Source organism: Deinococcus betulae, assembly GCF_020166395.1.
GTDB classification, from domain to species: domain Bacteria; phylum Deinococcota; class Deinococci; order Deinococcales; family Deinococcaceae; genus Deinococcus; species Deinococcus betulae.
In genome coordinates this window covers 1-26,010 of sequence record NZ_JAIQXU010000003.1, presented here as the reverse complement: position 1 = coordinate 26,010, position 26,010 = coordinate 1, and the positions used below count along the sequence as shown (strand labels likewise).

General features: G+C 68.4%; 26 protein-coding genes. 14 read left to right on the top strand and 12 right to left on the bottom strand.

What is annotated here, in order from left to right; genetic code table 11:
- Positions 1–7: 7 nt before the first annotated feature.
- Both K7W42_RS03600 and K7W42_RS03595 read right to left on the bottom strand, forming a co-directional pair.
- Positions 8–817, bottom strand: coding sequence for a YDG/SRA domain-containing protein (locus tag K7W42_RS03600; protein ID WP_224572361.1), 810 nt, complete (start codon positions 815–817; stop codon positions 8–10).
- A gap of 2 nt (positions 818–819) precedes the next feature.
- Complete coding sequence (locus tag K7W42_RS03595; protein WP_224572359.1) at positions 820–2,316, bottom strand: carboxypeptidase M32; 1,497 nt, start codon at positions 2,314–2,316, stop codon at positions 820–822.
- 40 nt (positions 2,317–2,356) lie between these two features.
- Between K7W42_RS03595 and K7W42_RS03590 the strand changes: the two genes are divergently transcribed.
- The 11 genes from K7W42_RS03590 to K7W42_RS03540 all read left to right on the top strand — a co-directional run bounded on the left by K7W42_RS03590 (position 2,357) and on the right by K7W42_RS03540 (position 12,466).
- The gene (locus tag K7W42_RS03590; protein ID WP_224572357.1) at positions 2,357–3,220 is read left to right on the top strand and encodes an ion transporter; all 864 of its coding nucleotides are present in this window, start codon (positions 2,357–2,359) and stop codon (positions 3,218–3,220) included.
- A gap of 215 nt (positions 3,221–3,435) precedes the next feature.
- Entirely contained in the window at positions 3,436–3,957 is a 522-nt protein-coding gene (locus K7W42_RS03585; RefSeq protein ID WP_224572355.1) for an RNA 2'-phosphotransferase, read from the top strand.
- A gap of 9 nt (positions 3,958–3,966) precedes the next feature.
- Positions 3,967–4,698 (top strand): Sir2 family NAD-dependent protein deacetylase, encoded by a 732-nt coding sequence (locus K7W42_RS03580; protein ID WP_224572352.1) that lies wholly within the window; start codon positions 3,967–3,969, stop codon positions 4,696–4,698.
- Positions 4,695–5,510, top strand: coding sequence for a hypothetical protein (locus K7W42_RS03575; RefSeq protein ID WP_224572350.1), 816 nt, complete (start codon positions 4,695–4,697; stop codon positions 5,508–5,510). Before K7W42_RS03580 ends, K7W42_RS03575 begins: the two co-directional genes overlap by 4 nt.
- A 367-nt stretch (positions 5,511–5,877) precedes the next feature.
- On the top strand, positions 5,878–6,981 hold the full coding sequence (ribD, locus tag K7W42_RS03570; protein WP_439648848.1) for a bifunctional diaminohydroxyphosphoribosylaminopyrimidine deaminase/5-amino-6-(5-phosphoribosylamino)uracil reductase RibD: 1,104 nt from the start codon (positions 5,878–5,880) through the stop codon (positions 6,979–6,981).
- Between the two features lie 54 nt (positions 6,982–7,035).
- Positions 7,036–7,677, top strand: a complete 642-nt coding sequence (locus K7W42_RS03565) for a riboflavin synthase (RefSeq protein ID WP_224572348.1) — start codon at positions 7,036–7,038, stop codon at positions 7,675–7,677.
- Complete coding sequence (ribA, locus tag K7W42_RS03560) at positions 7,674–8,897, top strand: GTP cyclohydrolase II (RefSeq protein ID WP_224572346.1); 1,224 nt, start codon at positions 7,674–7,676, stop codon at positions 8,895–8,897. The genes K7W42_RS03565 and ribA overlap by 4 nt, the downstream gene beginning before the upstream one ends.
- Before the next feature lie 87 nt (positions 8,898–8,984).
- Positions 8,985–9,449 carry a 6,7-dimethyl-8-ribityllumazine synthase gene (ribH, locus tag K7W42_RS03555; RefSeq protein WP_224572344.1) on the top strand — a complete coding sequence of 155 codons (465 nt, stop codon included), beginning with the start codon at positions 8,985–8,987 and terminating at the stop codon, positions 9,447–9,449.
- Positions 9,450–10,025: 576 nt separating this feature from the next.
- Entirely contained in the window at positions 10,026–11,480 is a 1,455-nt protein-coding gene (locus K7W42_RS03550) for a DUF512 domain-containing protein (RefSeq protein WP_439648850.1), read from the top strand.
- A gap of 85 nt (positions 11,481–11,565) precedes the next feature.
- Positions 11,566–11,952, top strand: coding sequence for a large conductance mechanosensitive channel protein MscL (gene mscL / locus K7W42_RS03545; protein ID WP_224572340.1), 387 nt, complete (start codon positions 11,566–11,568; stop codon positions 11,950–11,952).
- A 61-nt stretch (positions 11,953–12,013) separates the two neighbouring features.
- Complete coding sequence (locus K7W42_RS03540; RefSeq protein ID WP_224572337.1) at positions 12,014–12,466, top strand: DinB family protein; 453 nt, start codon at positions 12,014–12,016, stop codon at positions 12,464–12,466.
- 157 nt (positions 12,467–12,623) lie between these two features.
- Here the strand turns inward: K7W42_RS03540 and K7W42_RS03535 are convergent, their stop codons facing one another.
- The 3 genes from K7W42_RS03535 to K7W42_RS03525 all read right to left on the bottom strand — a co-directional run bounded on the left by K7W42_RS03535 (position 12,624) and on the right by K7W42_RS03525 (position 15,598).
- Positions 12,624–13,148 carry a DinB family protein gene (locus K7W42_RS03535; RefSeq protein WP_224572335.1) on the bottom strand — a complete coding sequence of 175 codons (525 nt, stop codon included), beginning with the start codon at positions 13,146–13,148 and terminating at the stop codon, positions 12,624–12,626.
- A gap of 90 nt (positions 13,149–13,238) precedes the next feature.
- Positions 13,239–14,447, bottom strand: a complete 1,209-nt coding sequence (locus K7W42_RS03530; RefSeq protein ID WP_224572333.1) for a vWA domain-containing protein — start codon at positions 14,445–14,447, stop codon at positions 13,239–13,241.
- A gap of 197 nt (positions 14,448–14,644) precedes the next feature.
- The gene (locus K7W42_RS03525; protein ID WP_224572331.1) at positions 14,645–15,598 is read right to left on the bottom strand and encodes a peptidoglycan-binding domain-containing protein; all 954 of its coding nucleotides are present in this window, start codon (positions 15,596–15,598) and stop codon (positions 14,645–14,647) included.
- Positions 15,599–15,950: 352 nt separating this feature from the next.
- Here K7W42_RS03525 and K7W42_RS03520 point away from each other — a divergent pair, with 352 nt between their 5' ends.
- A complete protein-coding gene (locus K7W42_RS03520) occupies positions 15,951–17,636 on the top strand; it encodes an HRDC domain-containing protein (RefSeq protein WP_224572328.1) in 1,686 nt (561 codons plus the stop codon).
- A gap of 139 nt (positions 17,637–17,775) precedes the next feature.
- On the opposite strand, the gene K7W42_RS03515 is transcribed toward K7W42_RS03520, so the two are convergent.
- The 6 genes from K7W42_RS03515 to xseB form a co-directional block, all read right to left on the bottom strand.
- On the bottom strand, positions 17,776–18,120 hold the full coding sequence (locus K7W42_RS03515; protein ID WP_224572327.1) for a (2Fe-2S) ferredoxin domain-containing protein: 345 nt from the start codon (positions 18,118–18,120) through the stop codon (positions 17,776–17,778).
- Positions 18,121–18,217: 97 nt separating this feature from the next.
- A complete protein-coding gene (locus K7W42_RS03510; RefSeq protein ID WP_224572325.1) occupies positions 18,218–19,033 on the bottom strand; it encodes an ABC transporter ATP-binding protein in 816 nt (271 codons plus the stop codon).
- Positions 19,026–19,973, bottom strand: a complete 948-nt coding sequence (locus tag K7W42_RS03505; RefSeq protein WP_439648695.1) for a FecCD family ABC transporter permease — start codon at positions 19,971–19,973, stop codon at positions 19,026–19,028. Before K7W42_RS03505 ends, K7W42_RS03510 begins: the two co-directional genes overlap by 8 nt.
- 72 nt (positions 19,974–20,045) lie before the next feature.
- On the bottom strand, positions 20,046–20,918 hold the full coding sequence (locus K7W42_RS03500) for an ABC transporter substrate-binding protein (RefSeq protein WP_224572323.1): 873 nt from the start codon (positions 20,916–20,918) through the stop codon (positions 20,046–20,048).
- 261 nt (positions 20,919–21,179) lie between these two features.
- On the bottom strand, positions 21,180–21,836 hold the full coding sequence (locus tag K7W42_RS03495; RefSeq protein ID WP_224572321.1) for a lysophospholipid acyltransferase family protein: 657 nt from the start codon (positions 21,834–21,836) through the stop codon (positions 21,180–21,182).
- A gap of 300 nt (positions 21,837–22,136) precedes the next feature.
- On the bottom strand, positions 22,137–22,370 hold the full coding sequence (xseB, locus tag K7W42_RS03490) for an exodeoxyribonuclease VII small subunit (protein WP_224572319.1): 234 nt from the start codon (positions 22,368–22,370) through the stop codon (positions 22,137–22,139).
- A 257-nt stretch (positions 22,371–22,627) separates the two neighbouring features.
- On the opposite strand from xseB, the gene K7W42_RS03485 reads away from it, so the two are divergent.
- On the top strand, positions 22,628–23,293 hold the full coding sequence (locus K7W42_RS03485; protein ID WP_224572317.1) for a flavin reductase family protein: 666 nt from the start codon (positions 22,628–22,630) through the stop codon (positions 23,291–23,293).
- A 4-nt stretch (positions 23,294–23,297) separates the two neighbouring features.
- Here K7W42_RS03485 and K7W42_RS03480 read toward each other — a convergent pair whose 3' ends face one another.
- Positions 23,298–24,665 (bottom strand): DUF4403 family protein, encoded by a 1,368-nt coding sequence (locus tag K7W42_RS03480; protein ID WP_224572314.1) that lies wholly within the window; start codon positions 24,663–24,665, stop codon positions 23,298–23,300.
- A 146-nt stretch (positions 24,666–24,811) separates the two neighbouring features.
- Here K7W42_RS03480 and K7W42_RS03475 point away from each other — a divergent pair, with 146 nt between their 5' ends.
- Positions 24,812–25,699 (top strand): intradiol ring-cleavage dioxygenase, encoded by an 888-nt coding sequence (locus K7W42_RS03475; protein WP_224572312.1) that lies wholly within the window; start codon positions 24,812–24,814, stop codon positions 25,697–25,699.
- Positions 25,700–26,010 lie beyond the last annotated feature (311 nt).

Sequence of the window (26,010 nt, the reverse complement as noted above, 5' to 3'; positions counted from 1 at the left end):
GTGGGGTTCAGCCTGGGTCGCCAATCTCTGCGCTGTAAATGTGCGCGCGGTGGTAGGCCAGGTTGGTGGCGTCTGGGCAGTGGGCGCGCACCCGGCGCAGCAGGCCGGGGCGTCCCAGGAGGCTCAGGTCGTCTGCGACCCCCACGCCGCCCAGATCAAACTGAACGTGGCAGTTGGGGCACAGGCACAGCAAATTCTCCGGCGTGTCGGGGCCGTGGTGCGGCTGGCCCAGGGGGCGAATGTGCGCGGCTTCGGCGTAAGGGCCAGCGGGCGTGGTCAGGCGCAGGCCGCACAGCTGACAGGTGTGGTCATGCCACGCCTTGACCTGGGCGGCGTGAATGCTGTTGCGACTCAGGCGCGTGGTGACCTGTCGCCCGGCGGGCCGGTAAATTTGCGCCTCCAGCAAAAATCGCCAGATGAGGTAACCCGAGCGCCCCACCTCGTGCCAGACAGCAGTTACGAGGAACAGCCCGTCGTAGCGGTAGGTAGACCCCGACACGCGGCGGATCACCCGCACCGGCTGGCCCAGCAGGTGACTGCGGGCCAGGGTGAGGTTGCCCCGCGTGAGCAGCTGGTGGGCGGTCTGCGCCCCGGTTCGTGGGTCGCGGCCACCCTCGCCGGTGTAGAGAATGCGCTCGCCGCTGTCCTGATCGTCTTCGTAGCCGCCGGACAGCACCACCGACACCGCGCCGCCCAGGGCCGTTCCTGCAATGCCGGCCTGAAGGGGCCGGTGCACCCCGGCCTCTCTCAGGGCGCGGCGCCCTTCAAAGCAGGTGCCCACAGGCACACCCGGCACCTCACCAGCCAGCGGCGTCACGCTCAGCCTTGCAGCCCTTCGTACTTGCCACGCAGGTAGGCTAGGTAGGGCTCCACGGTCATGGGCTGGCCTGTCACGCGCTCCACCAGGTCGCCGGGTGTGTAGAGGCGGCCGGGCGCGTAGACCTGCTCGCGCAGCCAGCCGTGCAGGCGGGTGAAGTCGCCGCGCGTCAGGTCGCCCTCCAGGCCAGGGGTGGCGGCCTGCGCCGCCGCATAGAACTGCGCGCTCAGGACGTTGCCTATCGTGTAGCCCTGAAAGGCCCCGCCAATGCGCCCGCCGTACCAGTGAACGTCTTGCAAAACGCCGTCCACATCGCTGGGCGCGCGCAGCCCGAGGTTGGTCTCGTAAGCGGCGTGCCAGGCGTCCGCCAAGTCGCGCACCGCTAGTCGGCCACTCAGCAGGTCGCGCTCCAGTTCGTAGCGGGTGATGACATGCAGGTTGTAGGTCAGTTCGTCGGCATCGGTACGGATCAGGCTGCGGCGCACCACGTTGACCGCGCGGAACATCTCGTCCTCTGTCACGTCCGCCAGTTGCTCGGGGAAGGCGTCGCGGAAGCGGCCAAATTGCCCGGCCCAGAAAGCGCGCGAGCGGCCCACCAGGTTTTCCCACAGCCGCGACTGGCTTTCGTGAACCCCCGCGCTGACCCCGCCGCCCAGCGGGGTATCCAGCAGGTCCCCGGCCACGCCCTGCTCGTACATGGCGTGGCCGGCTTCGTGCAGGGTGGAATACAGGGCGTCGGTGGGGTCGTCCTCGCGCACGCGGGTGGTAATACGCACGTCGTGGGCGCCCAGCCGGGTCATGAAGGGGTGGGCGGTCAGGTCCTGGCGGCCCGCCTGGGTGTCGTAGCCGTAGTCGCGGGCAATCGCCTCGCCCAGGGCCAACTGGGCGGGAATGGGGTAGTGGCGCGACAGGAAATCGGTGCGGACGGGCGCCGCCGCTGCCTGGTCCACCATCGGCACCAGGGCCTCGCGCAGCGCAGTGAAGACACGGTCTACCTGCTCGGCGGTCATACCTTCGTCGGCGGCGTCAATAAAGTAATCCATGGGCGTGGCGAATTCGGGAAAGTACGCGGCGGCCTGCTGGCTGAGGTCCAGGGTCTTGTCCAGCAGCGGCACCAGACGCGCAAAATCGTTCTCAGGCCGCGCCTGCACCCAGGCGGAATAGGTTTCGCCCGCGTGCTGCGAGAAGGTCTGCACGAATTCGGCGGGCAGGCGGGTGGCCTGGTCAAAGGTGCGCCGCGCTACGGCCAGGGTGCGCGCCTGGACCGGGGTGAGGTCGCCCTGGGCCTGCGCCCCGTCCAGCAGGCGGCCGTAGGCGGCGTCGGTGGCCCGCGCGTGGCGAATCCCTGAGAGCAGCGCCTGCTGCCGCGCCCGGCTGGCGGCCCCCGCGCGCGGCAGGTAGGTGCTCTGGTCCCAGCCCAGCAGCGCGCCGATGCCCCCCAGGTCCGCCAGTTCCTGCCAGTGGCGCCGCAGCGCCGCCCACGGTTCGGGTTGTGTCATGCCGCTCAGGGTAGCGCGGGCCGGGCGCTAGACTGCCGCCGTGAGCAGTCAGGCACACCACAGAGCCGCCTGGCGCGTTCGTCTGGGCGACGTCATTTACAACTCGGACACGCGGGCGGGGCGGGTCTTTGACCTGTTTCTCATCGCCGCGATTCTGGCCAGCGTGCTGGCGGTCATGCTGGACAGCGTGGCGCCACTGCGGGCGCGGTATGCCCCACAACTGCGCGCCGCCGAATGGACCCTGACGGCGCTGTTTACCGCCGAGTACCTGCTGCGGCTGCTGACCGCGCGCCGGGCCTCGCATTACGCGCGGAGTTTTTTCGGGGTGGTGGATCTGCTGTCCCTGCTGCCGGCGTACCTGGCCCTCCTGCTTCCCGGCGCGCAGTACCTGCTGATCGTGCGGGTGCTGCGCCTGCTGCGCATCTTTAGAGTCCTCAAGCTGGTGCGGTACCTCAGCGAAGCCAGCGTGCTGACGCGGGCCCTGCAGGCCAGCCTGGCCAAAATCACGGTCTTTCTGGCGGTGGTGCTGACCCTAGTGGTGATTGTCGGCACGCTGATGTATGTCGTTGAAGGCCCCCAGCACGGCTTTACCAGCATTCCCACCAGCATTTACTGGGCCATCGTGACCATGACGACGGTAGGCTACGGTGACATTGCGCCGGAAACGCCCCTGGGTAAAGGGCTGGCCTCGCTGGTCATGATTCTGGGCTACGGCATCATCGCGGTGCCCACGGGCATTGTGACTGTGGGGCTGACGCAGGCGCAGCGCGGCGCCTGGCTGGACACTGCCCCCGCCGTGACCTGCGCCCGCTGCGGCCTGTCGCCCCACGAACCGGACGCGCGCTACTGCCGCCGCTGCGGCGAAGGGCTGCCCAGCCTCCCCGTTAGCTCGCCTGTGTCTTGAGGCCGCCTAGCGGGTGAGACGCACTCCGGTTCACCTGGGTACACAAACGATTTGATCCGAGCGGCGCGAGCAGGCGCGGGGCAGGTTCCGCGCTAGGCTTGGCCTTCCGGATCAGTCGCCGGCAGACGCCTCTCTACCCGCCACGACCAGAATGCTCAGCGGCCACGTCCATCTGGCCGATGTGCCCGAGTCCCAGCTGGAGCCACACTGCTCCTATGAACGACCGGCAACTGTCCAAACGCCTGGCTTACCTGCTGCGCCACGCGCCGCACGAAGCCGGACTGACCCTGGCCCCCGGCGGCTGGGTGCCTCTGGCGCCGCTGCTGACCCATCTGGGGGTGACCCGCGCGGCGGTGGAGGGGGTGGTGGCCGACAACGACAAGGCGCGCTTCAGTCTGCGCGGCGACCAGATTCGCGCCAACCAGGGCCACAGCGTGCCCGTGGACCTGAACCTGGACCCTGTGGTGCCGCCGCCCTTCCTGTACCACGGCACGCACCCTGGCGCGCTGGCCGCTATTCGCCAGAACGGCCTGCGGCCCATGAATCGTCACCACGTTCACCTGTCGGTGGACCGCGAGACCGCCGTTCAGGTTGGGGCGCGGCGGGGCCGGCCCACCGTCCTGACCGTCCGTGCCGGGGCCATGCACGAAGCCGGGCATGTGTTCTACCGCAGCGAGAACGGCGTGTGGTTGACCGACGCGGCGCCGCCGGAATTTCTGGTCTGGCCGGAGCGCTAGCCTGTGACTATGGACCTTGCCTCTGCCCGCGCCGCGCTGGCGGCCGCTTCCCGCGTGGCGGTGCTGACCGGCGCCGGAGTCAGCGCCGAGAGCGGCATTCCCACCTTCCGCGACGCCCAGAGTGGCCACTGGGCGCGCTTCCGGCCCGAAGATCTGGCCAGCCCAGCGGCTTACGAGCGCGACCCCGAGTTGGTCTGGGACTGGTACGCCGGACGCTACCGCGACGTGCTGGCGGCCCAACCCAACGGCGCACACCGGCTGCTGGCCGAGCTGGAACGCCAGAAAGGGGCTGGGTTCTTCCTGGCCACCCAGAACGTGGATGGCCTGCATGGGCGTGCGGGCAGCGGTCAGGGGGGCGGGCAGCTGGTCGAACTGCACGGCAATCTGGTCAGCGCGCGGGATGAGCACACCGGAGAGGTTGTTCCCTTGCCTGACCCGGACACCCTGGTCACGCCGCCCACCTCGCCGCGCGGCCACCGCATGCGCCCCAACGTGGTCTGGTTTGGCGAGTACTTGCCCGAGGAAGCCCTGAACGCGGCCCAGGCCGCCTTTGCCGCTGCCGAGGTGGCCCTGATCATCGGGACCAGCGGCGTGGTGTATCCGGCCGCCGGGCTGGCGTTCGAGACGCTGGAAGGCGGCGGCACCGTCATTGAAATCAACCCCGACGCCACCGAACTGACCCCTCATATGAGCTTCAGTCTGCGGGATGTGGCGTCCAGGGGGCTGGCGGCGCTGCTGTGACAGTGGCCGGACCCTCGGGGCGGGTCAAGGGAATGGTCCAGCTTTCGCCCGCGCGCCTCTGGGTGCTGCTGGCCAGCGAAGCGGACCGGGCGGTGGTCTTCCGGCGTGGCCCCAGCCGCTGGACACGCCTGTATCTGTGGAACACCCAGACCGATCACTTTACGCCGGGGTCGTGGTTCAGGGGGCAGCTGTATCCCTGGATGAGTGACCTGTCGCCCGACGGGGAACACCTGCTCTACATGGCGCGGAACGAGTCGCCCGAGCAGATGAGTGCCGCCTACCGCACTTTCGGCACTGAGGTGCGGTCGTGGACGGCCCTGAGTCAGCCGCCGTCCGTCCGGGCGCTGGGGTTGTGGAATGCCTCAGATGGCTGGAGTGGAGGCGGCGTCTTTGACGGCAACCGAAAGGTGACAGTCAATCACGCCCGGCCAGAGCAGCAACGCCTGCGTCCTCCAGGGTTTGAGGTGCTGCTGGCTCCGCCACAGCCGGCGAAGACCTTACTGACGTCCCTGAAACGAACAGGCTGGCGCCTGACGCGCGAACCGGAGGGCTGGGGAAGAAGCGGTGAAGCCCAAAAGCGTCAACTGGAACTGCGCTTCAGCTCGCCTCTGTACCCGTATTCTGCGGCTTACCGCTGGCTGGGCGAGCCCGACATCCCGGAAGTGCAGGACGCCACCTGGGCAGACTTTGACCGGCGTGGCGAGCTGCTCTTGGCGGGAGCGGGGCGGCTATTCCGGGTCCGTCAGGGTGAGGTCCGAGAACTTATCGACCTGAATCCTGATCAGCCCCGGCGCAGGGAAAGAAGTCCCTAGCTTTCTTCGTCCTGTCTGGCCCCCACAGACGGCGCCTGCCCGGCCGGTGCTAGCCTCCTCGTGGCCCACTCGCTACGGGTGGGCTGCTTCCTTCGGGGCAGGGTGTGAATCCCTACCGGCGGTGATGGCGCGCGCATGTGCGCCTCAGCCCGCGAAGCCTGGGCAAACTGCACCACGCCCAGGCCCGACCCGGTGAGAGTCTGGGGCCGACGGTGTCATGGCAAGCAGAGACGCGCTGAACGCGGCAAGACAGGTGAGGGGCCGCCCTCAAGCCTGAAGCCACTGAACGTTGTCTCTCCCGCCGTCCAGTCCGGATGAGAGAAGGAGGACCGCTGATCACGCCGACCCCGGCGGGCAGCGACACCGTATGGTTGAGAGAACTGCTCCGCCCCCTGGGCCGGAGACGTCGTTGCCGCCTGACGAGCGGTTAATGGCCCTGGCACTCGCCCAGGCGGCCAGAGGCTTAGGCCGCACTGCCCCCAATCCGCCGGTGGGCTGCGTCTTGGTACAGGGCGGCGTGGTGGTCAGCGCCGGCTTCCATCCGGCGGCCGGTGAGCCTCACGCCGAGGTCTTTGCCCTGCGGGAGGCCGGCACTCGGGCACGCGGGGCCACCGCCTACGTCACTCTGGAACCGTGTGCCCATTTTGGCCGCACCCCACCCTGTGCGGACGCCCTGATTGCAGCGGGCGTGGGGCGCGTGGTGGTGGCGGCCCTGGACCCCAACCCGCAGGTGGCTGGGCAGGGGGTCCACAGACTCCGGGGTGCTGGTCTAGACGTGACGGTTGGGATTCTGGCCGCTGAAGCCCTGCGGCAGCAAGCGGGTTTTCGGTCGTTGGTGACGCGCGGCCGGCCCTGGGTGGTCGCCAAGTACGCCATGACCCTGGACGGCAAAGTCGCCGCGCTGAACGAAGGCGGCGGCCCGGTCAGCAGCACGGCGGCCCGTGAGCGCACGATGACCTGGCGCAACGAGCTGGACGCGATTGCGGTGGGCCGCGGCACGGTCGGGGCCGACGATCCAGCCCTAACCACGCGCGGCGTGCCTGGAGGCCGTGACCCCCGCCCCGTCGTGTTTGACCGCCGCGCCAGGTCATCTCTGGACGCGCGACTCTGGCGAGCAGGCGCGGTGCTGGTGACTGGCCCAGGGGCTGATTCAACCGCCCATGAGGCGGCGGGCGTCACGGTTGTGCGGGCCGAGCATCTGGTAGAAGCCCTAACCGCTCTGGGAACTCTCGGCCTCTCCAGCCTGCTGCTCGAGGGCGGACCTACCCTCCTGACCGCTTTCCTCTCGGCTGGGCTAGTGGATGAGGTCCGGGTTTTCATCGCGCCGAAGCTGCTGGGCGCGGGCCTGTCCCCTCTGCGTGACCCGGCCCGGCCTATGCACTTGGCTCAGTCCCTGCGCGACGTGACCACCGAACAACTCGGCCCGGATGTGCTGGTCACTGGCTTCCTGAACGACATTCCCCGTCTCTGATTCTTCGCCGGTCAGGGCGGGAAAGGTCGCTCTGGCCGGCACCGGAGGTCAACCATGTTTACCGGCATCATTGAACAGGTGGGTCGCGTGGCCCACACCGAAGAGAAGAATGGCCACCTCACCGTGAGCATTCAGCCTGCCCAGTTGTGGCCAGACCTGCAGATGGGCGAGAGCATCGCGGTCAGCGGCACTTGCCTGACCGTGACGGGCTGGGACGCAGCAGGATTTAGCGTGGACCTCAGCCACGAGACGCTGGCCAAGACGGCACCGCACTGGCACAGCGGCGCAGCCGTCAATCTGGAGCGCGCCATGACCGCGCAGGCCCGTTTCGGCGGCCACATCGTCAGTGGGCATGTGGACGGCGTGGCCGAGGTGTTGCGCGTGGACGCCCAGCCCGGCGCCTATACCATGACCCTGCGCGCTCCGGCGGAGCTGGCCCGCTATCTGGTCCCCAAGGGCAGTGTGACCGCCGACGGCGCAAGCCTGACGGTGGTGGATGTGGGTGGTCCGGCCGGCAGCCGCGCGGACCTGGCGCCCGATGAATTCACCCTCTGGCTGGTGCCGCACACGCTGGCGGTGACAACCCTGCACACCTGGGCGCCCGGCACGCTGGTCAATCTGGAAGCCGACCAGTTGGCCAAGTATGTGGAGCGGCTACTGCTGATGCGCGGCTGGGCGCCGGGGGCCACGGCATGACCCTTGCCTCCGTTCCCGATCTGCTGGCCGACCTGCGCGCCGGGCGCCCCGTGATTCTGGTGGACGACGAGGGCCGTGAGAACGAGGGCGACCTACTGATGCCCGCCGCCACCGCCACCCCGCACTGGATCAACTTTATGGCGCGCGAGGGCCGGGGCCTGATCTGCGTGACCCTGCCCCCGGAGCGCGCGCAGGCGCTGGACCTGACCCCGATGGTGGGGGCAGGGCAGAGCTCTGATCCCAACGGCACGGCTTTTACGGTCAGCGTGGACCATGTCAGCAATTCCACCGGCATCAGTGCCTACGACCGTGCGGCCACGATTGCCGCCCTGCTGGACGGGGCGGCCCAGCCGGCCGATTTCCGGCGCCCCGGCCATATCTTTCCCCTGGTTGCCCGCCCTGGTGGGGTGCTGCGCCGCGCCGGGCACACCGAGGCGGCGTGTGACCTGGCGCGGCTGGCCGGTTTTGCTCCGCTGGGCGTCATCTGCGAAATCATGGGCGACGACGGCGAGATGAGCCGTCTGCCCGACCTGCTGGCATACGGCGAGAAGCACGGCCTGAAGGTGGGCAGCATCGAGGCCCTGATCGCCTACCGCCTGGCCCACGATCCCTCCATGCGGCTGGTGGCCGAGGCGCGGCTGCCCACCGAGCACGGCGAGTTCCGGCTGGTGGGCTTTGAAGACAGCCTGAGCGGCGCCGAGCATGTGGCGCTGGTGGTGGGTGAAGTGACCGAGGCCCCGCTGCTGGTGCGGGTCCACAGCGAGTGCCTGACGGGTGACAGCTTTCATTCCCTGCGCTGTGACTGTGGCCCCCAGCGCGACGCCGCGCTGCGCGCCATTGCCGCCGAAGGCCGGGGCGTGCTGGTGTATCTGCGTCAGGAAGGCCGGGGCATTGGCCTGCTGAACAAGATTCGGGCCTACGCGCTGCAAGACGGCGGCGCCGATACGGTCGAGGCCAACCTGCGCCTGGGCTTTCCCGCCGACGCCCGCGACTTTGGCATCGGGGCCCAGATGCTGCATCTGCTGGGCGCCCGCCGCCTGCGCGTGCTGACCAACAACCCCCGCAAGCTGCACGCCCTGGGCGGCTTTGGCCTGGAGGTGGTGGAACGGGTGCCCCTACATGTGGGCCAGAGCGTCCACAACGCGGCGTACCTGGGCACCAAGCGGGCCAAGCTGGGCCACCTGGCCACCGAGAGCGAATGGCCGATGGCGGACAGCTGACAGCCGGTGACACAGAGCTTCTGCCCTGTCTATGCCTGACCCACTTCCCACAACCTCCTCTCCACTCCCGCTCCAAAGGAGCCTCCCATGAACCGAATTGAAGCCACCCTGCTGGCCACTGACCTGAAGTTTGCCGTCGTCAGCACCCGCTGGAACCACCTGATCGTGGACCGCCTGGTCGAAGGCGCCGAACTGGCCTTCGTGCAGCACGGCGGCCAGACCGAGCACCTGGACCATTACCTCGCGCCGGGAAGTTATGAAGTGCCACTGATTACCCGCAAGCTGGCTCAATCTGGCAAATACGACGCGGTGGTGTGCTTGGGCGCGGTTATTAAAGGCGACACCGACCACTACGACTTCGTGGCGGGCGGCGCGGCCAGCGGCATCCTCAACACCAGCCTGGACACAGGCGTGCCGGTGGCCTTCGGTGTGCTGACCACCGATACCGTTGAGCAGGCTCTGAACCGCGCCGGGATCAAGGCCGGGAATAAGGGTGCCGAGGCCGTGCTGGCCATGATTGAAACCGTCAATCTGCTGCGCCAGATAGGGTAGTCCGAGCAGACTTGCAAAGCTAAGCAGCCTCGCAGAGCTTCTCAGCAGAGCGAGTCGAGTCGGCAGCGGGCTGACGGGCGTGGAGGGTGCAACTCGGTGCTGTGCCGAGTGGTCAACGAAATAGATGACGTCTGCACGTCAGCGTCTGGAGGTCGGGACAGCCTGTTGGGGCGTTCCCGGCCTCTTCGCTCATAGCTATGTGGCTGAACTGCCCTGCAAGAGCTGGCTACACCAGAGACTCCCTGTTTGCTGAGCTTTGCGCCTCTGCTGAAGTGCTGCCCTTACAGTCTCCGGTGAGGTATCTGATGAGCGCGATTCAATCGCAGCAGCCCCAACAGGAGACAAGTGCACTAAGGGGTGTGGAGTTGGCAGATCAGTGGTCCTCCGGTGGGCTCACGCCGTGGACAACTCTTCTTCACGCTCCCTCTGTCCCGCAATCCCGTTCTGACTCACATCGGCCCTGCTCAGCCCCTGTTAAGCTGCTGTGCTTGGTGCGGGACCGCGAAGGACAGTCGCACCGCGAACTTGCCACAACAGGCGAAGGTGGGGTGATGTGTTTTGACGGCAGCACAGCAGATGCAGGAGCAGCTTTTTCCTGCACCGATTAAAAGTGTGGAGGCGGGCAGCGCCGCCGAGCGGGCCGGGGTTCAGCCCGGAGACGTGCTGCTGCGGGTGAACGGCCAGGCGGTCACCGACGTGCTGGCGTACCGCCATCTGCTGTCGCAGGGCGCCGCGACTCTGGAAATTGCCCGCCCCAAAGAGGCCCCGCGTGTCATGACGGGCGTGCCCGGCACCGCCCAGGACCACCACCGCCTGATGCTGCCCGCCCCGCCCAGCCTGGACGACACCTTTACCTTCACGGTGGAATGGGAAGACCCCGGCCTGGACTTTGAAGAGGTGCTGTTTGACGGCATCAAGAAGTGCGCCAACAAGTGCGACTTCTGCTACGTGCACCAGATGCCGCGCGGCTTTCGCAAGAGCCTGTACATCATGGACGACGATTACCGCCTGTCGTTTCTGTACGGCTCGTTTGTCACGCTGACCAACCTGTCCGAACACGACATTCAGCGCATCGAGAACGAGAACCTCTCGCCGCTGTACGTCTCGGTGCACACCGCCAACCAGGACCTGCGCCAGGACATGATGAAGTGGTGGCGCCTGAAGGTAAAAGACCCCCAGGCCGTGCAGATCCGCTCCATGATCGAGCGCCTGGAACAGATTGACCTGTATACCCAGATCGTGTTGATGCCCGAGCGCAACGACCGCGAGCATCTGGACGAAACGGTGGAGTACCTGTCCAGCCGCCCCAACGTCATCAGCGCGGCGGTGGTGCCGATTGGCCTGACCAGCCACCGCACCAACCTGCCGGACGTGCGGACCTTTACCCGCGAGGAAGCCCAGGACACCCTGCGGCGCCTGAACATCTGGCGCAAGCAGTTTCTGGCCGAACGCGGCACCCGCTTCGTCTTTCCCAGTGACGAGCTGTATCTGCTGGCCGGCGAAGCCCTGCCCACCGAGGAAGAGTACGAGGGATTCCCCATGCTGGAAAACGGCGTGGGCATGATTCGGGACTTTCTCACCGAGGGCCTGCCGGATCTGCCCGCCGCGCTGCCCCAGCCGGTCCGGGTCATTCTGGGCACCGGCACCCTGTTCGCCGAGTCGCTGGACAGCGCCGTGGAGCCGCTGCGCGCCATTGAGGGCCTGAGCATCGAAGTGCGCGCCGTGGAAAACAAGACCTTCGGCAAGGTGACCACCGTGGCGGGCCTGCTGACGGGGCGCTGCTTTCGCCACGCGGTTAAGCCAGGCGAGGCCGACCTGCTGATTGTCCCGCCCACCACCCTGCGCTACGGCACCGAACTGATGCTGGATGATGTGAGCCTGGGTGAGCTGCGCGCCGAGCTGAAGATGGACGTCAAGGCAGGCGGCGCCACTCTGGGCGAACTTGCCCGCGTCATTCTGCAGGGTGCCCAGAGCAGCGGCCACCAGTGGGGCATGAGTGCCCACGCCGTCAAGGACACCGCACAGGCTTAAGCAAGAAGGGGTGTGCGGGGCGCTGAGGCGGCGAGTCCTCTCAGCGCCCCGCTCTCTTGCGCCCAGCGCATGGCACACTGCGGCCATGCTGAGTGGCTTTCAGAAGTTCATCCTTCGGGGCAATGTGGTGGACCTGGCTGTGGGTGTGGTGATTGGCGCCGCCTTCACGGGCGTGGTCACTGCCTTTTCGGGCAGCTTTATTAACCCGCTGATCAAGGCGATTACGGGCGGTGGGCCCCGGGTCGGGGGGACCTTCGAGCTCAACGAGGCCGTGTTCGACTACGGCGCCTTCATCACGGCGCTGCTGAACCTGCTGATCGTGGCGGCGGTGCTCTACTTTCTGGTGGTGACGCCGCTGAACCGCCTGGCCGAGCGCTTCAAGCGGCAGGACAAGCCCGCCTTGGCCGAACCCAGCAATGAGGAAAAGCTGCTGGCCGAAATTCGGGATGCCCTGAAGAACCGCCCGCTATAAGATGCCTCTGCGGCGCGGCCTCCAAGAGCGCCAGGGCCCGCGCCGCTCTATGCTGCGCCCCATGAACCGCAGCGCTGTCTACGCCCGCAACTTTGAAAGCCACCGCGCCGCCCTGCTGGACCTGTATGGCCAGCTGCCCGAAGACCAGGGGAACTTTGCGGCCTGGGACGGCGGCCTCAGCTTCATTGGGCAGGCCGACCACCTCTCAGGCAGCGCCGCGCGCTTCCTGAACATGATTCAGGGCCAGGCCCCCGGCAACCTGCCCGAGCCCAGCCAGACCCTGATCGAAGCCCGCGAGCGCCTGGGGCATAGCATGGAGGCCGCCAGTCAGGCCATGACCGCCATGACTGATGAGGACCTGTCGCGCCGCATTCCAGCCTTTGGTGGCCGTGAAATGCCCGTTGCTGCCCTGCTGGACGCCATTATTGCCCACGAAGCCCATCACAAGGGCCAGGTCTGGGTCATGGCGCGCATGGTGGGCGTCAAGCCGCCGATGTTCGTGCGGATGGGCTAAGGGCGCGGACGCCGCGCTGCTGCTTGTGCTGTTGAGGTCTCTCCGGCCTGTTCTGCTGTGGGGTATGCCTACGCCGCCCAAAGCTGCTCAGTCCCGTCGTGCCGATCTGCTCCGGCTGCTGCATGACAACTCTGTGCGCGTCTCTAACTGTTAAGGGCTAGGCGCGCAGCACCCGCAGATACGCCTGCCAGGGCCCTACCGCGTCCCGGTAGCCGCCCGCCAGCGTGCGGGTGATTTGCGCGAGATGGTCTAAATCGTGCACCACCCAGGTCGCCAGCAACTGCGCCAGGGTCACGCGCCCAAACTCGGGGTGCTGGCCGGTGCGCGTCAGGGCGGCAGGGGTCAGATTCAGGTTGACCAGTGCCTGCACACTTTCGGCGCGGGTGGCCGCGAAATCGTCCAGTAGCAGTTCCAGTGGCTGGGCCTGGCCGGTGTGCAGGTGGGCACACCGGTCAAACAGCGGGAACACCTGGACCTCGCCCTGTGCCAGCAGCACCCGGGCGCGCGGCAGCCAGTTTGTCTGGTCGGCGTGCAGCAGGTGCGCCACAACCTGCGCTGGGCTCCAAGTGCCCTCACCTTCGGTCTGTTCGGTCCAGGCTGCTGGCAGGTCCCGCAGGAGCGCTCCCAGCACCTCCGGCGTGCGCGCCAACATCCTCAGCGCCTCTTCCAACTGGAAATCCATGCCGCCGAGTGTAAGGACCTGAACGGCCCAACTGATAGACCGATGGCTCAAGGATTTTCGCCTTGAGCCATCTGCTCTTCGCCTCCTGTCTTAATTCACCAGTTTCGTCTTGTTGGTCACGAAGTCCATCAGGACGTACTGGCCGATGTTCTGCGGCGTCGTGAAATACGCCTTGCCGCGCGTCATTTCCGACACCCGGCGCACGAACCCCACCAGTTCGGGGTCGCGGGCCAGCATGAAGGTGTTCACCTGAATGCCGCTGCGGCGGCAGTTGGCGACCTCGCGCAGGGTGGCGCCCAGCACGTAGGGGTCCAGGCCATAGGCGTTCTTGTAAATCCGGCCATCGGGCAGCGTGAGGGCCGAGGGCTTGCCGTCGGTAATCATCACGATCTGCTTCATGTCCTTGTTCTCGCGCTTGAGGAGTTGCTGGGCCAGCCGCAGGCCACCCGCTGTGTTCGTGTGATACGGGCCAATCTGCGCCTGGGCCAGCTTGGCCACCGGCACTTCCTCGGCGCTGTCGTGAAACAGCACGAACTTCACGGTGTCGCCGGGGTACTGGGTGCGGATCAGGTGGGCCAGCGCCAGGGCTACCTGCTTGGCGGGGGTAAAACGGTCCTCGCCGTACAGGATCATGGAGTGAGAGCAGTCCAGCAGCACAATCGTGGCCGCGCTGCTGTTGTATTCGGCCTGCCGGATGACCAGGTCGGATTCCTCCAGGTTGTCAAAGCCCTTGGAAATCACGTTGCCCAGCGTGGCGGTGGTGTCCAGATTCATGGTGTCGCCGAACTCGTAGCTTTTCAGCTCGCCGGTCATTTCCACGCCGCTGGCATACTCGCGGGTGTCGTGGGCGCCCGCGCTGGAGCGGCCCAGGCCGCCCATAAGGTCCCGCAGGCTCTTATAGCCCAGGAAATCGATGCTCTTGTCGGTCAGCTGAAACTTGGCGTCGCCGGGGTCGCCTGCGCCGCCCTGGGCGTCCTCGTCAAATTCCTTGCGAATGAAGCCGTCTTGCTGCAGGCGGTCCATCAGCCGCTGAATCTGCTGGCCTAAAGTGGTTTCGCGGATGTCGTCGGCCTGCATGGCTTCCAGCAGCTGCTCTTCCGGCACCATGTTCCGCTCGGCCAGTGCCTCCAGGATGGCGTCAAACAGGTCGTCCATGCTGGGGCGCGCGTTGGGGTCGGGGTCATAGGGATCGTTCATGCCCTGGCCCAGCAGCGCCTCTTGAATCATTTGCATCAGCTCGCTGCTGTCGAGCTGGTCGAGTTCGCCCTCGAACTTGCTGTACCGGGTGATGCGCGCCATAGATGCCTCCGTTCGCCTTTCAGCATGGCGCCTCTGGGCGGGCGCGTTTGTAAGAGGCTGGGCGTTTGGGGCTGGCGGGCTGCGAGAGAGCCGGTCGTACCTGGAGGGCCAGACCTGCTGAAACTCGGTGCAGGGGCCCTGCTCAGCACTGAAAAGCCCCCTCCACGGCGGGAGAGGGCGCACAGAGCGGTCAGGCGTTAATTCCAGGCGCAGTGAACGTGGTTGTTATGGCCGCCGCTGGAATCGTTGTAGGCGTTGAAGGTCTGACTGGGGTCACTGCCGGCTGCGATACAGGCGTTGCGCGCCGCCGTATGGGCGCTGTTGGGGGTGCCCAGGCTGGTGCCGTTCCAGATGCCGATGTCCATGGCCAGCCCCGCGTAGTGGTCCGAATTCGTCGAGTGCTTGCCCCCCGCCACCGACGTGATGAAAAAGGTGTTGCCCGCACCTGCAATGCTCAGCACACCTTCGAGCATGGAGCGTTTGAGCGCCACCGTCAGGCCGCAGTTCACGTTGCTGTTGCACCCACGAGTGACCAGTCGGCCCGCTGCGGCGTCGGTCATATTTTGCCGGGGGTTCCCGTTTGTGGTGCTGCTGGAGGTGCCCAGCGTGATGCGGCTGCTGCCCAGAATCTGGCTGGCCAGGCCTGAGGTGGTGGTGCTGGGCGCCGTGCTGGCGCCGGTCACCAGTTCCTGCCAGGTGTTCAGGCCCACGATGCCGTCTACGGTCAGGCCGCGCTTGCTCTGAAAATCGCGCACAGCGGTGTTGGTCCCTGGGCCAAAGGCCCCGTCCACTGTCACGCTGCTGTAGCCGTAGCCGCTGCGGAGCTGGTCTTGCAGGGCCCGCACGGCGTTGTTGTTGTCCCCCTGACGGACGGTTTTAATCAGGGCTTCCCAGGTGTTGCCGCCCACGATGCCGTCCACGGTCAGGCCACTGGCGCCCTGAAAGTTCCGCACGGCGGTATTTGTGCCCGCCCTAAAGAGGCCGTCTATATCCACGGTTTGCCCAGCCTCGCGCAGCAGGTATTGCAGGGTGGTGACGTCGCGCCCGCTGTCGCCCTGGCGCAGGTTCTGCCAGGTCAGGGTGGCGGCGGAGACGGGCGAGACAGACGCAACGAGGACGATGCTGGTGGCGCTCAGGAAGACGTGACGCATGATGCTCTCCTTTCCGCAGCGGCAGGCTGCGGGCCAGGCCCAGGAAAGGCCCGGAGGTCAGCGGGAGGCCAACGCCGGGCATTGTGTCCAGACTGTGGCGAAAGCCCCAAAGAGAAAGTTCTCAGCTGGGCCCCTGGACCTAAAGACGAGAGGGGCCGTCCTCAGAAACGGGGCGAGGTAGGCAAGGGCTGCGGTAGGCAGGGGAGCATGCTGGTGGCGTCATCAGGTTCGTGCCCCAGATGACATCAGGCTTAACAGGCGCCCACGAAGCGGCAGCTCTGGCCAGGGAAGGTTGCATCCAAAGGGGTGTCCAGGCGGCACCCTGGCCCAGCGGTGCGGCACAATAGGCGCCATGACCCAAGACCGCCTGTCCTCCGAGCGTCCCGACGCCCGACTTGTGCGCCTGCACGCCGAACGGGGCGACCCCCATGCCCGCCTGGCCGGCGCCCTGGCTGATCTGGAAGGCGCCGAGTGGGGGCTCTTGCTGGAGGGCCCGCGCGCCCTCGCCCTTCAACTGACCGCGCTGCTGGGGCGCGGCACCCTGCGCGTGGACCCCCGCCTTCGTGTTAACCGCGACGCCCTGGCGGGGGCTGGCCTGGCCGCCGCGCCTCTGGACGCCGACTGGCGCGGCGCGCAGGCCGTGTGGCTGCTTGAACCGGGCCGCGATGAGCTGGAGCGCGCCCGCCGGGCAGGGGTGCCGGTGATTGTGGACGCCACCCTGGCCCCCGGCAGCGACTGGCTGGCGCGCGGGGCCGCCGCCGTGACCTACAGCGACAGCGCCACCCTGAGTGGCCACGCCGACGCGCCGCTGGCCGCGCTGTTCGGGGCCGGGCGGGCCCCCGAAGCGGCCGGCGCCGCCCCCAGTGACCTGAGCGTGGCCTACGTGCTGCGTGACGTGGCGACTTTGCCGCTGCGCCTGGCCCGAGCGGCGCGCACGGCAGCGGCCCTGGGCGAGCGCCTGGGGGGCGCCGCGCAGCCGGCCGGGCCCACGGCCCTGCTGCTGGCGCCCGACGCGGTCTCTGACACCAGCGCCCCGCTGGGCGGCGTGCGCGCAGCCGCGCGCAGCGTGACGGGCGGCGTGCTGCTGACGCCTGGCCTGGAAGACCTGGGCACGGCGCTGGCCCTGCTGGGGCGCGACACTGGCCGCGACCAGACCCGTGAAGTTGCCAGCCGCGAACCCGAGCGCAGCGTGGCGCCGGCCCCAGCCGAACGCCCCGCCCCTGAGCGCGACCCGCAGGACCGGCCCGACCGGCGCGAGTTCCGGGGGGGGCGCCGCGAGCGCTTTGACCGGCCGCGTGATGGCCGGCGCGGCGAGCGGCCCAGCCGCCCTGAGCGCCCCGAGCCTCCCCAGCGCCGCGAGGACGAGGGTGACCGCAGCGCTCCCCAGCGCTTTACCTTTGAAGCCCCTGGCGCGGCCGAGGAGCAGCCGCCGACCCCCAACCTGACGCTGGAGCCCTGGACCCCGCCCGCCGCGCCCGCCGAGGAAGTCTGGGAGCCTGAAATCGTGTTCAGCGACTCGCCGGCCCACGCCCCCGCGCCGCTGCCCACGCCGGTCAGTGCGGGTCCCGACGCCCCAGAGCAGCCGGCGGGCCTGCCCGATGTGACCCATCTGGGGGCAGAGGCCAGCCTGGATGCCGAAGCGCCGCCCACCGCAGTGGACAGCAGCGCTGAGGAGGATCAGCTGGCCGCCGACGCCGAGGCCCCTGAAGCCGCCGCCGAGCCGGAAGTGGCCGAGCCCACGCCCGCCCCGGAACCGGCCCCGGTCATCCTGCCCCCTGACCTGCCCGGCGGCAAGGAAGACCCGGCCGCCAACCTCACGGATGAGCAGGCCGCTGTCTACGCCCGCCTGCGCGAGTGGCGCAACGCCGAGGCCAAGCGCCAGGAGATCAGCCGCTTTATCATTGCCAGTAACGCCACCCTGGCCGAAATTGCCCGCCGCGTCCCCTACACCGAGGCCGACCTCCGGGCGGTGCGCGGCATGGGGCCAGAGCGGTTACGCAAGTACGGCGAGAAGATTCTGGAAGTGGTCAGGGGCTGACGCGCTGGACAGGTGAGGGGCCGTCATGGCGCGGCCCTGAATCTGGAAGCCACAGTGCTGCATCGGCACCGTGATACGGAACCGGGAACTAGAGGCGGCGCTGGGAGGAACTTTCCCAGCGCCGCTGCTCTGCTGTGCTTCACTCTGGTCCGTAGCGGTGTTCTTCTGGCAGCGGCTCCTCTTCGTGTGCGGCCCCAGCAATGCGGGCAGCCAGGGGAAAGTCCACAGCGGCGTACCATGCTTCTTCAAGGCCGCTGCCTGCTGGCTTCGGGCGGTAGACGCACAGGGTGGGGCCGTAGGAACACGCGCCCAGGCACCCGCTTTCGGTCAGGCGCAGGCTGCCGCCCTTCTTGTAATAGGCCAGTGACTGCCGTTCCAGGTGGTTCCACAGGGCCTTGTACAGCAGCACCGACCCTCGGCCCTGGCAGCTCTGGCCCTGGCACACCAGCAGGTGGGCGCGGGTGGCAAAGAACTTGGGTGCCATCAGCAGGCTTCCAGACGAGAGAGCAAGAGGCGGGCTTGCCCAGAGGCGGCCCAACTGGGCCGGGCAGAGGGGTGGGGGCGACACAGCTGGCGGGTCATCACAGCCCATCCTCGGGGATCACGAGCAGGCGGTCTGCGTCGCGCACCACCCTTGTGCGGACGCCGTAGGCCGTATGCAGGTGCTCCGGGGTCAGCACGGTCTCTGGTGGGCCGCTCACTAGCACCCGCCCGCCTGCCAGCAGCACCAGATGGTCGGCGCGCGCGGCCAGATTCAGGTCGTGCAGCACGGCCACCACGCCCAGGCCGCCCGCCACCTCGCAGCGCAGGTACCGCATGACCTCCAGGGCGTAAGCCAGGTCCAGGTGGTTGGTGGGCTCGTCCAGCAGCAAAAAGCGCGGCTGAGCGGCCAGCGCGCGGGCCAGGGCCACCCGCTGCGCCTCGCCGCCCGAGAGTTCCACCAGGCGGCGCCCGGCAAAGCGCGCGGTGTCGGTGCGGTCCAGGGCGCCCTGCACCGCCGCCTCGTCCGCCTCGTTCCAGGGGTCGCGGGGCAGCAGGCCAAAGCGCCACTGTCCGGCGCCCCGGCCCAGGGCCACGACGTGACGCACCGTCATGTCGCCGGGCAGCGCCTCGCCCTGGGCCAGGTAGGCCAGCTGCCGCGAGCGTTCGGCGCGGCTCCAGGCGCCCAGAGGTCGGCCCAGCAGCTGCACCTCGCCCCGCTCTGGGCGCGACAGCCCCAGCAACGCGCGTAGCAGGGTGCTTTTGCCCGCGCCGTTGGGACCAATCACCGCCGAGAGCTGGCCCGCCGCGAAAGCAGCACTGACGCCGCGCACCGCCGGAAAGGTCCCCGCCTGCACGTGCAGGTCTGTGGCCGAGAGGCCTGCAGCAGCGGGTCTGGGCGCGCCCGCGCTACTCACGGGATTGCCTCAGCAGCCACAGGAAAAAGGGCCCGCCCAGCAGGGTGGTCACAATGCCCACCTGCGACAGCGGCGTGGTGCGCGCCAGCAGGTCGGCCAGCACCAGCAGCGTGCCGCCCAGCAGCGCCGAAAGCACCAGCAGCGTGCGGTGGCCCTGGCCAAAGGCCAGCCGGACCACATGCGGCACAATCAGGCCCACAAAGCCAATGATGCCCACGTACGCTACCGCGCCCGCCGTGGCGACGCTGGCCGCCACAATGACCAGGAGGCGCAGGCGTTCCACCGGCACCCCCAGGCTGCGGGCGGTCAATTCGCCCAGTTGCAGGGTGTCCAGCGCGCGGGCCAGCAGCAGCAGCGCCCCGCAGCCCAGCGCCGCGTAGGGCAGCACGGTGGCCACGTCGCGCCAGCCGCTGAAGCCCAGGTCGCCCAGGGTGTAGGCCAGCACCTGCCGCGCCCGGTCCTCGCCGCGCAAGATCAGGGCCGTGGAGGCCGCGCCCAGGGTGCTGCCCACCACCACCCCCGCCAGAATCAGGCGGGTGGGCGGAAAGCGGCGGCCTTCACGGGCCAGCGCCACAGTCACCGCTACGGCTCCCAGCGCGCCCAGTAAGGCGGTCAGGGGAATTACGGGGCGCGGCCACTCGGCCACGATTGAGAGGGTGGCGCCCAGCGCGCCGCCGCTGGCCACGCCCAGCAGATAGGGGTCAGCCAGGGGGTTACGGAACACACCCTGAAAGGCGCCGCCGCACACGCCCAGGCTGGCGCCCACCAGCACGCCCATGACCACGCGCGGCAGGCGAATCTGCCAGACAATCACGTCGTTGCCAGCCAGGTCCTGTCCGCTGAGGCCGCGCCACAGGGCGCCCAGCACCTCGCCCGGCGGCACATAAACGCTGCCCAGCCCCGTGCCCAGCACCACCGCCAGCAGCAGCAGGAAGGTCAGCCCCGCCGCCTGAAGGGCCAGCGGCAGGCCGGGTGCACGCGGGGCGGCCACTTCAGGGGTCGTCGTCACGGCTTACTTGAACAGTTCGGGGTGAATGATCTTGGCCAGGCCGCGCAGCGCCTGCGGCAGGCGGGGGCCAGGGCGCGACAGGATGTTGCCCAGCTCGGCAGGAATCTCCTGCGTCTTGCCGGTCTTCAGCGCCGCAATGCTGGTCCAGCCGGGCCGCGCGCCCGCCGTCTTGGCGTCTACACCCAGAATCAGCTGCGGGTTAGCCTTGACGATAAACTCGGGGTCCACCTTGGGAAAGTCGCCCATGCTGGCCGGGATGATGTTGCGCGCGCCCGCCTTGGTCAGCAGCACCCCCATAAACGAGTTGGGGCCAATCGAGTACGGCGTGGGGTCAATCTCGTAGTAGGCGGTGGGTTTCCGGACCGCGTTCTTGGTCAGAATCTCGACCTTGGCAATGTCGCGCTTCATGGTGGTCACGAGCGCCTTGGCCTGGGCCTCACGGTTCACCACTTTGCCCAACGTCAGGGTCTTGCTGAAGACCTCGTCGTAGGTTTCGGGGTTAATCGCCAGCACTGGAATGCCGGCCTGGGTCAGCGTGGGCTCCAGCTTGCCGTACTTGCTGATAATTACGAGGTCGGGCTTCAGGGCGATCATGGCTTCAAAGTTGGGGTTGTAGAGCCCGCCGACTTTGGGCAACCTGGCCGCCTGCGCCGGGTAATCGGTGTAGTCGTCCACGCCGACCAGCTTGTCGCAGGCGCCGATGGCGCACAGGGTTTCGCTAGTGCTGGGCAGGGCGCTGACAATGCGCTTGGGTTCGGCCTTGATGGTGACCTTGCGGCCCAGGTCGTCGGTCAGGGTCAGGGGGTAGGTCACGGCGCTGGCAGCGGTCGAAAGGGCAGCCAGCAGGGCGGCGGTCAGGGTCAGGGCACGGGTCATGGGGCACTCTCCTTGGTGCCTCCCGCTGGAACAAAAACGCCGCCCCGGTTTAGGGGGCGGAGCAGGAAGTCAGGCCGTGGCGCGCCCGGCAGGGGCGCAGGGGTCACGGCGCGCCCCCTTTCCGCGAGAGGTCAGGCCACGCGCTCCCGCTTCGGGGGCACGCAACGGCGGAGGTGTTCGGTCTTGTCTCCCGCCCCTAAAGGAGAGAGTTTACCGTTGCGCGACAGAACCGGAATTGCACCGGATTTTCCCCCGCAGCCGTCAGGGCGCAGTATAGCCCGCAGGCGGCAGCGGCTGGCCGGGCGGCACAGACAGTTCGGCCAGCACGGCGCCCAGTTCGGCGGTGATCGCCTTGATGCCGCCGCGTGGCGAGATGGGCGGCCCAAAGCGGATAATCCAGCGCTTGCCCGCCCGGCTGATGCCCGCCGGCAGAATCGGCGCGCGGCCCTTGGCGGCAATCAGGGCCACGCCGCCCTGCATCTCGGCGCCGCCGCGCGTGCCCTGCGGGAAGATACCCACAGTGCCGCCGGCTTTCAGCACCCGCAGAGAGGTGCGCACGGCGCCCAGGTCGTTGCCGCTGCGGTCTACCGCAAAAGACCCCCCCGCCCGGATAATGTGGCCGATCACCGGCAAAAACAATTCTTTCTTGGCCATGAACTGTAGGTAGCGCCCCGGCGGCAGCGCCCGCGCCACCAGAAAGGGGTCAATACCGCTGACGTGGTTGGCCGCCACCACCAGGGGGGTGCCGGGCGGCGGCACATGCTCGCGCCCATGAACTTCTATGTGCATGCCGCTCAGGAGGACTGGCAGGTAGGTCACGTCCACCACGAAGCGGTACACGCGCGGATTGACCGGTGGGGCGGGCGGCTCGGCGGTGGGCGCGGGGGAGGCCGACTGGATAGGGGCGGCGTCACTCATAGGCCAAAAGATACGCGCCGCGTGCCTGGGGTGCGGCCTGACCTAGCCGGGAAAAGACAGGAGGCGAGTGGCGCGGGCGAGAAAGGCTGCGGGGAAGTGACGGTGAATAAGGTCTGTTGGTGGGGTATTTCGGTCGCTCCTGACCTCAAGGAAAGTCTCGCTGAGACGGCCTCACGGCGGCGGCCCAGCATTAGAGGCGCCTCTCAACGCAGCTCACACCGCTGTTTCATGTGGACACTCGCTTCGTTCGCCTGAGACGTGGTGGAGGGTCATCCCCCTTGGCCCCTCTAGGTTCCGCTCTCAGGCGTCGTCGTCCGGTTCGGGCTCGTCGTTCTCTTCTTCAGCGCCCCAGTCACCGGCCAGCACGGCGCGCACCGCTTCGATGCGCGTCCGGCACTGAGCATAGGCGGCGCGCGCCTCTTCCAGCAGGGGCAGCACCCGGTCCAGGTCGGCCTCGCCGCCCTCCAGTTCGGCGGCAATGCGGGTCAGCCGGGCGTAGGCCTCGCGGTAGGTGGCCGCTTCGGGCAGGGTCATAGGCGCATGCTAACGCCAGAGCCAGAACAGGAAAGGAGAGAAGGGCGCGGTTAAGGCGCTCGCCGCTCATTGCCAGCGGAAGCGAGCGAAGTGAGGAGAGAACAAAGGAGGTCGTGGCGGACCTGAAGCGCTTTTGGCGCTTTGCCCACTGTGGGACGCGACCTCTTGAATTGGCCCCGCTGCGGCACAGAGCAGGGTGTGGCGTGGCGACCCTCTGTGCTGGCCATGGCCCTTGGAGCCCTGCTCTAGGCTGACGCATGGCGTTCTCTCCCTCTCCCATGACGCATTTCGATCTCGGCGCGCTGCCAGCGGCGGCCCGCTACAAGCTCCTGACCGCCACGGTGGTGCCCCGGCCGATTGCCTGGGTCTGCACGCTGGGGGAAGACGGTCACGTCAACCTGGCCCCCTACTCCTTTTTTGGCCTGATGGGGTCGGACCCGCCCGTGGTGGCCTTTGCGCCAGGAGACCGCTCAGACGGCACCCCCAAGGACACGGCCCGCAACATCGGCGCTGGCGGCGCCTTTACCGTCAATCTGGTCAGCGCCGACTTAGCGCCCCTGATGAACGCCACCGCCACCGATTTTCCGTATGGGCACGCCGAACCCGGCGCCCTGGGCATTGCCCTGGAGCCGGGGCGGCAGGTGCCCACGCCGCGTGTGCAGGCGGCCCCGGCCGCGCTGGAATGCCGCGAGGTGCAGACCCTGACCATCGGGCGCACCCGCATCATTCTGGGCGAGGTGCTGGGCCTGACCCTGCGCAGTGACGCCGTCCAGGACGCGGCGCGCTGGCACATTGACACTGCCCGGCTGGACCTGGTGGGCCGGCTGGGCGGCGGCGGGGGTTACGCCACCACCCGCGACACCTTCTCGCTGGACCGCGTTTCCTTTGAGGCCTGGCAGGCCGGGCAAGACCGGGAAGGGTAAGCCTTTAGCGCGGCATCTCCACGGTGGCCCGCAGGTCGCCCGTGGCCTGGCCGCTCACCACCAGGGCCTCAGGTGTGACCTGCACGCCGGCCACGCTCAGGGTGCGGACTGTGCCGGCCAGCACCAGCCCCGGCGCGGGGGTCAGGGGAAGGCGGGCCTGGAGCTGCGCCCGCGCCCTTTCCAGCTGGGGCCGCAGATCAAAGCGTGCCGCCGATTGCACGTAAGCCTGCGCGCGGGCGTCGGCCAGCCAGCCGATAACGCGGCCGGTCACGCCCTCGCGCCGGGTGACCACGCGCACGTCTTTCAGGGTTAGCGTCTGGCCGGCTGGGTCCAGGGCGGGGGTGCCCTGCACGTCCACCGTGGCGCCCACCCGCAGGCCCAGCGGCCCGGTCACCTGCACCTGAACGGCGGCATTCAGGCGTGGCCCGGCCGGCGAGAGGGTCACCCCCAGCACCCGCAGCACCGGGTTGGTAGGCACGGGCAGCGGCAGGGTGCGGGTCGCCGCCGCCTGCGTGGCCGCCCGTGACAGGTCGGCGTAGGGTAGGCGCACCGGCACCTGAAGGTCCAGCCCCTCTCTGAGGCTGGGCACCGTGTTCAGGGCCGGCAGGGGGCCGGCAGAGGAGGCCGCTGGGGGGCGGCCCAGCCCCGCATTCAGGTCCAGCGCCGCCCCCAGCGTCAGCTTCAGGGCATCCGGGGTAAACCGGATGGGCGTCACGCTGAGGCTGCGGGGCTGGGCGCGGGCGTAGGCCGGTTCGGGGGTGGGCAGGGTCCAGGGCTGGGCGGCCCGCGTCCACAGGGTCTGCGCCCGCTCGCGCAGCCGGGCGCCCTCACGGACTGCCGTTTCCACCTGGGCCGTGACCCGGTCCAGCTGCGCCCGCACCTGCGTGTCCACCAGCGCCTGCACGCTGACGCGCACACCCGGCGCCAGTTCCACGCTCAGGGGGTCGGTCCAGGTGTAGTCGCCCCTGACCCGCACGCCCGCTTCCCACTGGGGCGTGACATAGGGCGTCACGGTCAGGCTGACGGTGGCCTCGCCACCGAAGTCGCGGGCCAGCACGGCCCCGGCGCCGCCCGGCGTGGCCCGCAGCGCCGCGCGAATGGGCACGCGGACCACCAGGCCCGACCCGTCGGCCGTGGGCCCCACCCGGACGTGCCCGGCCCGCGTGACTGTGCCGCCGAGCTTGACGCTCAGGAGCCCCCCGGCAAAGCTGCGCGTTTCATCCACCCGCGCAAATTCCAGCGGTACGCGGGCGTTGGCGGCCTCCTGCACGCTGGCCAGGGACACGGTGACAGGCACCGTCAGGGTGGACACGGCAGCGGCGGGGGCAGTCATCAGCACAGTCAACAGGGCGGGCATGAGAAGGCGGCGCATCCGGGGCAGGCTACCGGCCTCCCATGAGACCCGCCGCCGCCCGGCCTCTCCGGCTTTCTCAGTCCTTTAACCGGCCCTCCGTACTGTGCGGAGCAAGAGCAAAGGGGGCGTGGCAAGAGCCGAGCACCCCCACACAGGAGGCCTCCATGAACCCCATCCGTCCCTACCCCGCCGACGACCACGACCACCATGACGACCTGAACAACCTGGGCCTGCAGGCCGACACCAACATGATTCTGCGTCCGGTGGTTGACCGGCGAAAGGTGATTGGCCTGGGCCTGCTGGGTATTGGCCTGCTGGTGGGCTGCGGCGTGGCGGCCACCACCCCCACCACCGGCACGCCGACCACCCCCACGACGCCAACGACACCGACCACGCCAGGCACGGACGCCTGCCCCAGCGCCATTCCTTCAGAGACTGCTGGGCCGTACCCCGCCGACGGCTCGGTGGCCTCGGGTCAGTCACTGAATGTGCTGACCCGCAGCGGGATCGTGCGCCGCGACCTGCGCACCAGCCTGGGCACGGGCAACACGGCGGCGGGCGTGCCGCTGACCCTGACCCTGAAACTGGTAAACGTGAACGCCAGCTGCGCGCCCCTGGCAGGCTACGCGGTCTACGCCTGGCACTGCACCGCCGACGGCCAGTATTCGATGTACAGCGGCTCGGCGGTGGGTGAGGACTTCCTACGGGGGGTGCAGGTGGCAGACGCTGACGGCACCGTGACCTTCCAGACCATCGTGCCGGGCTGCTACGCCGGGCGCTGGCCACACATTCACTTTGAGGTTTACCCGACCCTGACCAGTGCCACGAACGCCAGCACCAAGATTCAGACCTCGCAGCTGGCCCTGCCGCAGGACATGTGCGCCCAGGTGTATACCCAGGCCGCCTACGTGGGCAGCACCCGCAACCTGGCCCAGACGAGCCTGAGCCGCGACAACGTGTTCAGCGACGGCTCCGCCACCCAGTTGCCCACCGTGACCGGCAGTGTGGCGGCGGGGTACACGGCGAATCTGACGGTAGGGCTGGCAAGGTAAGGGCGGAAGGTGGGTGGGGCGGGCCTCTGGGCTCGCTCTGCTTGGTGGTGGTCCACGTATTTTTGTGTCCCTGGGGCGAGGTCGTATGCGACCAAAACGACGTTCTGACAAGCATGCCTCTGTCTGGGCGACCTCTGGAGCGCACCCTGAAACGGTGGAGTCACGAAGCCGCGCCCCATACGGCCTGTGCGGTCTCTCAGTGCTGACTACCAGTCAAAACTCCTGAGGCAAGAGAAAAGTCGGCTCCAGTAGGGTATTTCTGCGATGACAACCCGGAACCGACACCCCCACGATACCCTGCAGCCCGCAGC